Annotated in this window: 7 protein-coding genes and 2 pseudogenes; 3 read left to right on the plus strand and 6 right to left on the minus strand. The window is 42.7% G+C overall.

Going from position 1 to position 12,936, the window contains the following annotated elements:
- Nucleotides 1-7,979: amino acid adenylation domain-containing protein (locus AAC147_RS01705; protein ID WP_156115417.1), on the minus strand; the 7,979-nt coding region annotated here is incomplete at its 3' end.
- Nucleotides 7,980-9,255: 1,276 nt separating this feature from the next.
- On the opposite strand from AAC147_RS01705, the pseudogene AAC147_RS01710 reads away from it, so the two are divergent.
- Together AAC147_RS01710 and AAC147_RS01715 are read left to right on the plus strand one after the other, a co-directional pair.
- Nucleotides 9,256-9,366, plus strand: a pseudogene (locus AAC147_RS01710) (IS110 family transposase); the annotation flags it as partial.
- Between the two features lie 9 nt (nt 9,367-9,375).
- Nucleotides 9,376-9,624 carry a hypothetical protein gene (locus AAC147_RS01715; RefSeq protein ID WP_047685054.1) on the plus strand — a complete coding sequence of 83 codons (249 nt, stop codon included), beginning with the start codon at nt 9,376-9,378 and terminating at the stop codon, nt 9,622-9,624.
- On the opposite strand, the gene AAC147_RS01720 is transcribed toward AAC147_RS01715, so the two are convergent.
- Together AAC147_RS01720 and AAC147_RS20005 are read right to left on the minus strand one after the other, a co-directional pair.
- Nucleotides 9,595-9,816 carry a terminase small subunit gene (locus AAC147_RS01720; protein ID WP_338114274.1) on the minus strand — a complete coding sequence of 74 codons (222 nt, stop codon included), beginning with the start codon at nt 9,814-9,816 and terminating at the stop codon, nt 9,595-9,597. The two genes, AAC147_RS01715 and AAC147_RS01720, sit on opposite strands and share 30 nt — an antisense overlap.
- Before the next feature lie 248 nt (nt 9,817-10,064).
- Complete coding sequence (locus AAC147_RS20005; protein ID WP_445286325.1) at nt 10,065-10,157, minus strand: DUF7823 domain-containing protein; 93 nt, start codon at nt 10,155-10,157, stop codon at nt 10,065-10,067.
- A 390-nt stretch (nt 10,158-10,547) separates the two neighbouring features.
- Here AAC147_RS20005 and AAC147_RS01725 point away from each other — a divergent pair, with 390 nt between their 5' ends.
- Complete coding sequence (locus AAC147_RS01725; protein WP_047685057.1) at nt 10,548-12,146, plus strand: SIR2 family protein; 1,599 nt, start codon at nt 10,548-10,550, stop codon at nt 12,144-12,146.
- Between the two features lie 102 nt (nt 12,147-12,248).
- Here the strand turns inward: AAC147_RS01725 and AAC147_RS01730 are convergent, their stop codons facing one another.
- The 3 genes and pseudogenes from AAC147_RS01730 to AAC147_RS01740 all read right to left on the minus strand — a co-directional run.
- Nucleotides 12,249-12,524, minus strand: coding sequence for a helix-turn-helix domain-containing protein (locus tag AAC147_RS01730; RefSeq protein ID WP_047685060.1), 276 nt, complete (start codon nt 12,522-12,524; stop codon nt 12,249-12,251).
- Nucleotides 12,517-12,690, minus strand: a complete 174-nt coding sequence (locus tag AAC147_RS01735; RefSeq protein WP_156115418.1) for a hypothetical protein — start codon at nt 12,688-12,690, stop codon at nt 12,517-12,519. The genes AAC147_RS01730 and AAC147_RS01735 overlap by 8 nt, the downstream gene beginning before the upstream one ends.
- Nucleotides 12,691-12,783: 93 nt before the next feature.
- Nucleotides 12,784-12,936 (minus strand): annotated as a pseudogene (locus AAC147_RS01740) (integrase domain-containing protein); the annotation flags it as partial.

Below are 12,936 nucleotides of genomic sequence, written 5' to 3' on the forward strand. Positions count from 1 at the left end.
TTGGCACGGCGGTTGAGTTCACGGTAGCTGAGGGATTGTCCTTCAAATTCCACCGCAATGGCCTCAGGCGTGCGTTCCACTTGTTGCTCAAACAGCTCGTGGATCAACGCTTCTTGCGGGAAATCCGCCTGTGTCGCATTGAAATCCACCAACAGTTGTTGACGTTCTGCTACAGATAGCATAGGCAGAGATGAAATAGCTTGTGTGGCATCCGTTACCATCGCCGTTAGTACATTCTCAAAGTAGCCCGCTATGCGAATCACCGTTTCCTGATCAAACAGGTCGGTTGCATATTCCAGTCCGCCAACTAAACCGACATCGGTTTCGGTAAGTGATAATGTCAGGTCAAATTGAGTACTGAGACGCGGTTGTTCCAGGAGAGTGAGCTCCAGACCGGGCAGCTTCAGCGCTTGAGCCGGGGTGTTGTTCAAAACCAACATAACCTGAAATATAGGGTTGTAACTCAGGCTACGATCTGGCTGTAGTGCTTCGACTACCTGTTCGAAAGGCAGTGCCTGATGAGCATAGGCCGCAATGGTCCGTTTACGAACTTGAGCAAGTAGTTCCTCTACGGTATTGCACTGACCAGATTCGATACGTAAGGCTAGCGTGTTGACAAAAAAGCCAATTAATTCCTCGGTTTCTCTGTTCTGGCGGTTGGCAACGGGAGTACCAATAACGATATCGTCCTGACCACTGAGACGGGCAAGGACGATAGCCCAAGCTGCGAGCAGGCTCATAAACAAGGTAGTATCCTGACCTTGACTAAATATTCTGAGGGAAGCGAGCACTTCAGTGTTCAAATGGATCGGTATCTGCTTGCCGGCATAGCTCTGTAGTGGCGAACGAGGTCGATCAGTGGGAAGTTCAAGTAAAGCTGGTGCCCCCTGGAGCTGGGTATACCAGAAATCCTGCTGCTCTGAGAGCACATCCTGCTGTAACTCATTGCGTTGCCAGACGGCATAGTCAGCGTACTGGATGGGCAGTGATGGTAAGGCAATATCGTGATCATTGAGGGCGGCTTGATAAAATGCAGCAAGTTCCCGAACCATGATGCCAATGGACCAGCCATCGGAGATAATATGGTGCTGGGTAAACAGCAGTACATGTTCCTCATCAGCCAGTTGCAGCAACTGACCACGGACCAGCGGGCCTTGAGTAAGATCGAAAGGCATGCGAGCTTCACATTCGGCGAGTTCGGCAACGCGATTTGTACGGTCTGTTTCGCTCAGGTGACGCATATCCAGATAAGAGAGGGTAAAACCAGTGTCTGAGGGCGCAATTTCCTGACAGGGCTGACCATCAACCAATATAAAGTGAGTGCGCAGACTCTCCTGGCGGGCGACAAGGCTATCGAGTGCCGAGGTCATCGCTTGATAGTTAAGCTTACCGGAAAGTTGCAATACCGCAGAGATGTGGTAAGCCTGGCTGGCCGCAGAATCGAGTTGGTCGAGGAACCATAATCGTTGTTGGGCAAAAGAAAGTGGCAGCGGCAGGCTGCGATTAGCAGCAGGAATCATTGCCTGAGTGCTTACTGAGACATCAGTGAGCGTCCGGGCAAGGTCAATAAGAACGGGCTGAGCAAAGAACTGAGCAAGCGGCAGATCCAAAGCTAATACTTGGCGTACACGTGTTGTGCATTGGACAGCGAGTAATGAATGGCCACCAAGTTTAAAGAAATGGTCATAACGTCCGACGCGTTCCAGCCCCAGTAATTCCTGCCAGATCTGCGCCAGTGTTATTTCCAATTTGCCAATGGGCGCTTCATAAGCATGGGTTGCTACGGCTGATTGGTCAGGAGTGGGCAATGCCTTACGGTCGAGTTTACCATTAGGCGTAAGCGGGAAGGTTTCCAACATCACAAAGGCACTGGGGATCATGTACTCAGCCAAATGCCGGGTAAGCTGCTGGTGTAATTCAGCCAGTACGGGTTCAACACCGGATTGTGGCCGGAGATAAGCAACCAAACGGGTATCACCCGGCATGTCTTCACGCGCAACGACAACGGCTTCATCTACCCCCGGACACTGAACAAGTTGTGTCTCGATTTCGCCAAGCTCAATACGGAAGCCACGGACCTTGACCTGAAAATCGTTGCGACCCAAATACTCAATATTGCCATCAGGCCGCCAACGACCGAGATCGCCGGTCTTATACATTCGGGCATGAGGTATATCTGAGAACGGGTTGGGAACAAAGCGTTCCGCTGTCAATTCTGGTTGTTTCAGGTAGCCACGGGCCACACCGGCACCGCCAATATAGATCTCACCGATAACACCAAGAGGAACGGGTTCACGTTGTGTATCTAAAATATAGATTTGGGTGTTAGCGATAGGACAGCCAATAGGAACATTACCAGTGATATTACTCAGTTTATTGGTATCAAACGTAATACAGCCAACCACCGTTTCAGTTGGGCCATACTCGTTAACAATGCGAGATTCAGGGGAAAGTTCACGCCAACGTGCTACGGTTGAACCAGGGAGCGGCTCTCCACCTACAATGAAATAATGTGCAGGACAAGTTTGTTTTGTCGCTAATAGTTCCTGACCCACTGTCGCAAAATGAGTAGGAGTGATCTTGACCAGAGCAGCAGTGTCCATAGACAACAGAGCGGGTATCAGCTCAGTCAATTCCTGTCCGTCACGGAGCAGTTGTATTTTGCCACCACAAAGTAGGGGCAGATAAATACTGGTGACCGTTGCATCAAAGGCCACTGGTGATGACACGATACTGTTTAGTTGACCTGCACTAGCATAATGCCCAAGCGCCCACTGTAGGTAATTTCTGAATCCACCATGCTCAACCATAACGCCTTTAGGCTGTCCGGTGGAACCTGAGGTATAAATCACATACGCTAAATTGTGTGAAGTCAGTCCTAGTGCCTGAGCATCGGGATTTTCTGCTGATTTTTTGTCAAAAACGGATGTTTTTTGGGCATCAAGCACCACAGTAGGCAGGTTGCTCCCCAATTTCTCCGTCAGGATGGTTTGAGTAAGTAATACGACGGGTGCGGCATCATTAAGCATATAAGTCAGCCGTTCGACCGGATAGGACGGGTCCAGAGGTATATAGGCACCGCCAGCTTTAAGGATAGCCAGCAATCCCACTATCATTTCCGGGCTGCGTTTAACACAGATGGCGACTCGGTCATCGGGTTTTACCCCCAGTGTCAGCAAGTGATGAGCCAGACAATTAGCACGGCGATTAAGTTCTTCGTAACTGAAAGTATGTCCTTCGAACACCATCGCAATAGCGTCAGGCGTGCGTTCAACCTGTTGTTCAAACAATTGGTGCACGAGAACATTTTGTGGAAATTCAGTTTTGGTAGCACTGAAATCCATCAGCAGTTGCTGACGCTCGTGGTCGGGTAAGATCGATAAATGACAAATGGGTTGATGAGGATCGGTTGTTAACATGTTGAGCAGATTAACAATAACCGTAGTCAAGTAGCCCGTTATTCTGGCGGGATCGATCTCCGCAATGCTTTGAACCACCAGACCAAAATCCTCACCTATATCATCTATCGACAGGGTGAGCGGATAGTTGTTGCGTTCTACTGTGGTCAGCACACGGATACCGTCCCAGGCAACACCAATGGAGTCTGATTTACTGTGGCGGTAGTTAAGCAAGGAATTGAACAATGGCAATGATGGGGCGACACCGCTACAGCGTTGGGCTAATGCCAACGGAGCTTGTTCATGTTCCAGCAGTGATGTCAGGTCACGGTAGGTCGCCTGCACCACTTCCAATACGCTGCGATTAGCAAGGGATACCCGTATTGGCAGAGTATTGATAAACATCCCCATTACCCGATCGGCACCCGCAGAGCCTTGCAGACGACCCAGTAGTACGGAACCGAAAACCACATCATCACGGCCACTGGTTTTTGCCAACACTTGTGCCCAGGCAACATGAAACAGTACTCCAGCACTGATTCCTAAATGACGAGCCTGAGCACGGAGTGCCCCAGCCAAAGCTCTATCCAGTAACAAACGGGTTTCAACAATATCTTCACAATCGCTCTGTACGTTAAACAGACCAAATGGTGCTGTTGGTGTATCGACGTCGGCGAGTCGGGCACGAAAGTAGTCTTCATGTACCGAGGCCGGTACATTCAGGGTTTGAGCAATGAAATTACGGTACGGCAACGGATTGGGAAGTTCGTCAGTGCGCCCTTGCAACAGCAGGCGGATTTCATCGACGATAAGCTCCAGTGTCATATGGTCACAGACCAAATGATGATAACTCAGCGCTAGCAGCCACTCTTGGCTGACGGGATCATGAGCAATGGCGGCGGTAAACAAAGGTGCCTGACTCAGATCGAGCCGACGCTGGTGTGGATCTGTGTGTGCTTGCAACTGAGCTTGTACATTATCAACAGAGGTTGGCTCGAAAGTCGCTACTGACAGCGGAGCCTGTCGCCAGACTACCTGTACAGGTCGCGACACATCTTGCCAGCAGATAGCGGTACGCAGAATATCGTGGCGGTCAATGACCTTTTGCAGAGCCTCAAGGAAGGCATTGAGATATTCACGATTATCAAAGGCAATCAGACTATTTAACAGGTAGGTATCACCTTGTTCTTGTAGCTGATGATGAAACAGTATGCCTTCCTGTAGCGGTGCAAGTGGATAAATATCCTGTACATTGGCAGCGCCACCGATTACGGTCTTGGCAATAATGTCGATTTCCGCCTGAGACAGTGTCACTAGCGGTAGCATCTCTGGGGTGAGAGTCGTGCAACCTTCAAGGATACAATTAGGTGGTACAATAAAGGCAGAATCATTCTGGTTCGTTTGGATAGCTTGAGCCATATCGGCAAGCACAGGTGAAGAGAAAACGTGGCGAACATCAAGCAACCAACCAGCGCTACGCAATTGTTCAATCAGGCTGACCGCTATCAGAGAATGACCACCAAGCTCAAAGAAATGATCGTGGCGACCGACACGTACCAGTCCTAGCAAATCTTGCCAGATCTCAGCCAGTATGATTTCAAGTTCCCCTGAAGGCGCTTCATAATTACGCGTTATTACCGCTGACTGATCAGGGATCGGCAATGCCTTACGATCGAGTTTGCCGTTAGGGGTAAGAGGGAAGTTCTCTAGCACGACAAAAGCACTGGGCAGCATATAATCAGCCAGATGTTGTGCAAGTTGCTGGCGTAGTTTGGCGGGTATCAGTTCACTATCAGGCTGAGTCCGAAGATAGGCTACCAAGCGTTTGTCGCCGGGGATATCCTCGCGGGCGATAACAACGGCTTCATCTATTTCTGGACACTGAACCAGGCGCGCTTCGATTTCACCCAGTTCGACGCGGAAACCGCGCAGCTTGATCTGAAAATCATTGCGGCCGAGATATTCGATATTGCCATCCGGCAGCCAGCGACCGAGGTCACCTGTCTTATAAAGTCGGGCATCTGGCACTGTTGAAAAGGGGTCGGGAATAAAACGTTCCGTTGTCAACACTGGGCGGTTAAGATAACCGCGGGAAACACCGACGCCACCAATATAAATCTCACCAACAGCACCAAAAGGCAGCAACCGGCCTTGTTTATCCAGAATATAGATCTGGGTGTTCGCAATTGGCCGACCGATGCTGGGTTGTGACAATGATACATCAACCGGACAGAGAGTGGCGTCTACCGTACATTCTGTTGGTCCGTAGACGTTGATAAAACGGGTCGTTTCTATTTCTTGCAGTCTGGACCACATTAAAGGGGGGATAGTATCACCACCAATCAACGCCAACTTGGGTTGATAGCCAGCACGTGTTCCCAGTCCGGCATCTAACAGCCATTGCAATTGAACTGGCGTACAGTCAAACATGTCCACAAGGTGGTGTGCAAAATAGCGCCAGAGTTGCTGACCATCGGCACGGATCTCTTCAGGAACGATGATCAATGTATGACCTGAAAGCAATTGAAACCAGCTTTGCACCGAGGCATCGAACACAATACTGGCGTTCATGGCTATACGACACGGTTGTTGGAGGTCGAGCGCTGCATTCAATCCGGTATAAAGATTGATGACATTCCTGTGTGTCACCATCACGCCTTTGGGCTGTCCCGTAGAGCCAGAGGTATAAATTACATACGCCAGATGGTGTGATGTTATCCCTAAAGCTTGAGCATTGGGATTTTCTTCCGAGTCTTCATCAAAAACAGATGGGGCTTGAGCATCAAGTATCACAGTAGGTAAGTGACTATTCAGCCTTTCAATGAGTGAAGACTGAGTAAGCAACGCTATCGGTGCCGCATCATCAAGCATGTACGTCAGTCGTTCAGTCGGATAAGCTGGATCTAACGGCACATAGGCACCGCCGGCTTTTAGGATAGCCAACAATCCCACTATCATTTCAAGACTACGTTCAACGCAGATGGCGACGCGATCATCAGGTTGGACACCTATGGTAAGCAAGTGGTGAGCCAGCTGATTGGCGCGACGGTTAAGCTCATCGTAACTAAGGGAGTGTGTTTCAAACACCATCGCAGTGGCATCTGGAGTACGTTCAGCCTGTTGTTCGAATAGTTGCTGTATCAGAGTGTCTTGTGGGAAATCAACACCGGTTGCATTAAAATCTACCAATAGTTTCTGGCGCTCCGCCGTTGGTAATAGGGGAGCGTTTCCAATAGGCATATCCAGAGATATGATGGCAGTTTCCACCAATAGCGCCAAACGAGATTGAAGAGCAACGACTTCCTCGTGACCCAAATAATTAGTATCATAATTGAATTCGATGGTGGCAGGGTGGCTTATATTCTCAAGGTGAGTAAACGTGTATTGGTAGATGGCTATCGAGAGAGGGAACATGGCACCACGATGTGATTGTTTGAGTGTTGTGACGGTGCCTTGCATATTCATATCGGCTTTGAACAATTCAAGCGACAGTATGATATCAAAAAGTTGAGTACGCCCTGTTTTCTGTTTGATTTGTGTGTGCTGGTTTATCTCTGCAATTGGCAGCCGCTGATGCTTATAGCAACGGCGCAACTCCATTGCGGCTTTGCGCATGACATCAAGGAAAGAATCCTCAGAATGAACAGTTACTCCGATGGGAATGACTGACGAGAACATTCCCATCGTACCTTTTTGTTTTGCATTTCTGCGATTGTGTACAGGCGTACCAATAACAATCTCCTCCACGTCTGTGCTGCGTGCAAAATAGCAAGCGAGAACGGCATACATAAAATGGAGGACGGATAGCCCATGAGCGGCCACTGTATTTTCAATTTGTTGAAAAAGGGTTTTATCTAATTGCCAAAGAATGGGTTTTGCTTGTTCGTGAGTGACAGATGTACTTAGATTTGAGGGTGGAATTAAGGCTGGGGGCAGTTTTTTATAGCGCTCCAACCAAAATTGCAGGTCACGTGTATACAATTTAGAGTCAAGATAGGCGCGATCTTCAACAATGAAATCGAGATAGGAAGGCGCAGCTTCTGCCAGTGCTTCCCCCTTGACCAGACGATTGTAATTATCTGCAAGATCTTTGATAACCAGTCTCAAACCCAAACCATCTGAGATTAAATGATGGCAACAAAATTGCCAGTACCACCGTGTCTCACTAACTCGCAGCAGTTCAGAACGCCACAGCTCTCCATATAAATGGAACGGACGTATGAAAGTAGCATAAGTTTGCTGTGTGACCTGAGTTTCTGCGTCAGGATATTGCGAAAAGTCGTGTATGGATAGAGATACAGGGAGAGTATCGACAAGTTTTTGGCGGGGTAATCCATGGGTATCTACGAGCCGTAAACGCAATGCATCATGACGGGAAACAACAGATTCAAGAGCCTGAATGAACAATACGTCATCCAGCTCTCCCTCGATACAGACTAGTGTACTGATATTGTAATTAGGGGTATCAGGATGAAGAATTTGATCAAGCCAAACAACTTGTTGAGTAGAACTAAGCGACAATTCGCGAGAGGAAATCAAATGATTCTCTAATGAGGATGTATGGTTACGTGTCATATTCATTTTATAGTTCCAAAGTTTCAAATTTTGATCTATTAGTTAAATAATCGTTCTAATTTTTAATCTTTTAGGATCTAATTCCCTGCCACTCACGGCGTAAACTTAATGGTTTTCGATACCCCGCTGCTTGCGACGGGGTTCTTCATTTAGAGTTGAATATTTGATAATAGAAAAAATGCTGAATTATGCTTATGCTTAATTCAGATCAAAAATAATATAAAAATAACCCGCTAGATATTTGTCACCGATCTAGCTGATTAAGTCTGTTATTTAAACGTGAAATTTAGGTTAGATAATATCTCGCAACATTAATCACAAAAAATTCACAATAATTTAATGTATTTATATATGTGAATAGATTTCAACTCCAAGATATTACAATGGAAATACATAGTAAAAATGCTAGAAATGATATTCAAATTACTTTTGCTCTCTTGATAATGATAGATATGAAACGAAAAAATACAGTAATTTCAGTGTGAGCTTAGCAATAGATATATTTATACCAGTTAACTGGGGAGGTGTTAACCTGCTATGAATCTACTGTTAATAAAATCAATTGAAAATTCAATATTAATTCTGCCTCTTTATATACATCATATATCATATCTATTGATAAAATAAACATCTGTTATTATCTAATGTATTTAAATAGACATAAATAGTTATATTAAAAAATATTACACACTTACTTAATATTATTAATAACAAACTCATTTGTTTCATATTTGTGAAATTTATTAAAATATCAGATAGATTGTGTAATATAAATACGATGTGAAAATTTTTATTGGAAATGTATCTAAACCTTGATCTATCTATTGAAATTTCCCATAAGAATAATCAGAAAATTCATATTTCATGATCGTCTTTCTTTTCAATATATGGCGTACTATATCAACCGGTTTGTTAAATATTGTAGAATTTCAAATATGCAGGTTAGGAAGTGTTACTTTATTCTTTAGAGAGCATAAAAAACCTTGGAGCACTTTATTTTCAGTTAGCGATAGGATGAGCAACTAAACGTACCTATCAGACCTCTCACATGAAAACCTATGTCGTTAAAGTGCACTTCGAGGGGGGTCAGACTACAGGTGATACTTCTTTAGCAGTTTTTCACTATAAGATTAGGTAATGAAACGATGATTATTTCACTGAGGCCATTGCAGCACAAGTGCCCCCCGTTTAATGGGATGGCCCCCTCGCCCTGTAGGCATATTTTGACAAGGTGATTTCTTTTACACGAGGCCATCGCTATGAATAACATAATACTTATTGTATTGGTATCGATCTCAGCAAACACATCTTTCATATTCATTATCAGGATAAATCAGGTAAAGTCCTTCTCCCTAAAAAGCTAACTCGTACCAAGTTAATGGAATTTTTAGCTAACAAGGTTATGACGCAATCCTGCAAACACGTACCAGTATTATTTTGGCAGGAGCGGGGGACATTGATCCATCGGGGGATCGGTGATCAATTTCTTGCTTATCCGAATAACCGTGTTTGGTCAGCATCATCTTGGCTATTGTTGCATAAAATCATCGGTCAACCCTTTGTTGATAAGCCAGTTATCCTGCATGGCACCGATGCCCTCTCAGATATCCGAAAATTCACTCTATTGCTTTCCGTATTCATAGGCGGTTGACCGGGCAATCTCCAGATAACAGGCCAATCCTGCCACACTGGGAATAACATCACCGACTGATTCATAACCGCCATATAGGCATTCTTTTGCCTTAGCGATTAGCTTATCAGTCAGCTTGCCAGGGCAACCCACTTGCCTCAGAATAAGGTTTCCTGCCGTTCTCGTGCCGGATAATGGCTTTTGATAGTCCAATCAGTGTCGGTTTATTGACCTCAATCTTGTCGAACTGACCTACATTGAGTGCCTTAGCAACACTGTTATATATGTAGTGGGGTTATTTTCCGAGCCTGGCGCATAGCGGTTGATGATTTTAGAGACACTTTATAGTGAATAGGTGCCAGCCGCAATAGAGATACTGAGGTTCTGGAAGTGATTGCGGTGGCAAAATAAAAAAGGCAGCACTGGCGCACAGCCTTGGATTCAGGGTATAAATTTCGGAGTTATTTCCAATTGCAGTAAAAACGAAGTGTGTTACCTACGTTTTGTTGCAACAAAGCACCTAATTTTTTTGCCCCTACAGGATTCGATAAAATTGATTATTTAATTGTTTTTAAATAATTTTTATTGGTTCAATTATCTACCATACCCCCCTGTAATACCCCCATATTATTTTGCCTCTCTTTGCCTAATTTTTGCTTGGCTGGCCTATTGAGAACCAACCGTTTATTGCAAAAATATCATCAATAAAATAAATATTGCTAAAAATGCAATAATAATTTCAAAAAGAGCCTATACATTTCTCAATACTTCATGTGGATATACTACTATTAAGGTGAGTTTAAATGATGTCCCACAACTCACAAATTATTTACATATCTCATAAACTACGCAAACAATGATAAAATCATTAGAAAAAGTGATTTAATGTGATTTACTATATGCAATACATCTAAATGATAATAATTTAATAATAAGGAGTTAAAATGTATGACACTATTTTTAATTTCAAAAACTATCCAATAGTATTTATTGGTTCTGGGATGTCTAAAAGATATTTGGAAAACTCTCCAACATGGCAAGACTTATTGGAAGAATATTGGAATAAAATTGATGACAATAATATCAATTTTTATAATTACTTATCAGAAATAAAAGAAAAATACATAGAGGAAAATAATGGTTTAGATCTAGACCATAAGGTTTATGCTGATGCAGCCACTAATATTGAAAGAGAATATAATAAATTATTTAAATCCGGTAAGATATCATTAGAAGGATTAACACCAAAAAGAGTTTTTGATGAGGGAATATCACCATTTAAATATTCCTTATGCCAGCGATTTAGTCAAAATAAATTAAAGTTAGATCTTGATAAAGAAGAATTTGAATCATTTAAAAAATTCTTAAAAAATGCAAAGATGATTATAACAAATTACGATTCATTTATTGAAACACTCTTATCTGAACAAAACGTTGAACCTAAAATGTATATTGGTAATGAAGGTTTTTTTGATGATACTATTGGATGGAGTGAATTATATAAGATACACGGAGATATAAGAACACCTAAATCAATAGTAATTAATAGTTCAGATTACGAAAAATATGATAATGAATCATCAATCCTAATCAGTGCCAAAATCTTATCAAGCATGATAAAAAGTTCAATAATTTTTATTGGATATTCACTAACCGATAGAAATGTAAAAAAATTACTGGCTGACTTTTCCTCACAATTACCAAAAGAAGATAAAAGAAAGTCTGCCGAAAGAATTATTTTTATTGAATTCAAAGAGGATGAAATGAATACCTTTAAAACACATAGAACAGATGACAAATCACAAATAACATATACATCTATAGAGACAGACAATTATAAAAAAATATATGATGAAATAAGTAAAATAGATGAAGGATTACCTCCATATGACGTTCTTAGATATCAAAAGGCAATAAAAAAACTTATTTTAGATGAAGGAGAAAAGGGAAACTTAGGTAGTGTACTGGTTACACCTTCCACTTTGGACGAGTTAGATAAAAACCCTAACCTTAGTAAGAATTTAGTTGTAGCCTTAGGAGACAAGCAATTTGTTTACATTAGGGTAAAAGAAATTCAATATTTGGAAGATTATATTTTTGAAAAAAATGGAATACCAAATAATGCGGCCATTGATTTTATCACTAGTCTAACTTCAAATAAAAGAATCCCTTTTTCTAAATTGATACAGAAATGTGATTTTCATAACATTGGTTTATCAAAAAGTGAAATAGATAAAGTAGAAGCAAGAATAAAAGAGCATGGAAAAATAGATTCTGTAATTAAAAGCGTTGAATTAGATAAATTTTATTCAGAGAAAAAATTCAACTCCATCAAACATATTAAAAAAGAGGAAATAACAAAACACAAAGAAATATCAATAATAATCAAAAATATAATGCAAATAGATACAATTGAATTAAGAACATACATTCAAGAAGAAGCATTTCCCTTATTTAAGGAAACTGAAGTTAGTTCTTTGAAATCACAATTGCGGAAGCTATTTTTAGCGTTTGATTTACTAGTTAACGGTGATTTAACTTAATTTAAATTTTATCAGAATAAAAAATAACCATAATTTGGATATTTGAAAAGCTAAAGAATCTGTGGGGTGATAAATTACCCCACTACGACATGCTTCTTTAAATTATACATCTTCTAGTTTTGAAACTTTACGAACCTTACGTTCAATAAATTGGCCGTACATATCAAAGTACCGACTAGGCCAGATTTCCGAAGGATGTATACCAAGATAATTCGCAATTATCCATTCGCCTTTAGGCCACGGTCGACTGAATGCATTTGCTAATGTCGATGAACTAAGTCCCGCTTCACGGGAAACAGCCGCTAAGGTTGTACCACGCTTACGTAGCGCAGCAATTATATCGGCTTGATGCCAATCATTTCTAATATTGTCATTCATTCCTGTTACCCCTTCCATTAATTAATATTGATGGTGGTGATTCAGACAGGGTTCGCGGACCGGAGATCAACCATTCCGGCAAGGCTATGCCTTCCCTGCCTGAACCACCATTGAAAAGGCGATAACAGGCACACTGGTAGAAATTTCCTACCAGTGGGTTGATCATTCAAGGCCGCGACGCCTTGACCATTGGATTGTGCCAATGGCGAGAATACTTTAACTGATTGTTTTAGCTTACTCAATAACTGAACGACTAAGTTTAACGGCTATAAACTCGTTCTACATACCGCCCGCGACCATCACCATGGCCTAAATCCATTGAAACCAATGCTCGAGCTTCCTGACGACTAAAACCATTTTGTTGGTAAAACACCAGAGCATCCTGCGCCCATGCATAGCGCAAACTGTGGGG

Origin of the sequence: Xenorhabdus sp. NBAII XenSa04 (assembly GCF_963866145.1) — a bacterium.
GTDB classification, from domain to species: Bacteria; Pseudomonadota; Gammaproteobacteria; order Enterobacterales; family Enterobacteriaceae; genus Xenorhabdus; species Xenorhabdus indica.

Excerpts from the sequence above, each read along its gene's own strand:
- AAC147_RS01715 (WP_047685054.1), top strand. The coding sequence starts at position 9,376 with ATGACGCAATCCTGCAAACACGTACCAGTATTATTTTGGCAGGAGCGG.
- AAC147_RS01725 (WP_047685057.1), top strand. The coding sequence starts at position 10,548 with ATGTATGACACTATTTTTAATTTCAAAAACTATCCAATAGTATTTATT.
- AAC147_RS01730 (WP_047685060.1), bottom strand. The coding sequence starts at position 12,524 with ATGAATGACAATATTAGAAATGATTGGCATCAAGCCGATATAATTGCT.
- AAC147_RS01735 (WP_156115418.1), bottom strand. The coding sequence starts at position 12,690 with ATGATCAACCCACTGGTAGGAAATTTCTACCAGTGTGCCTGTTATCGC.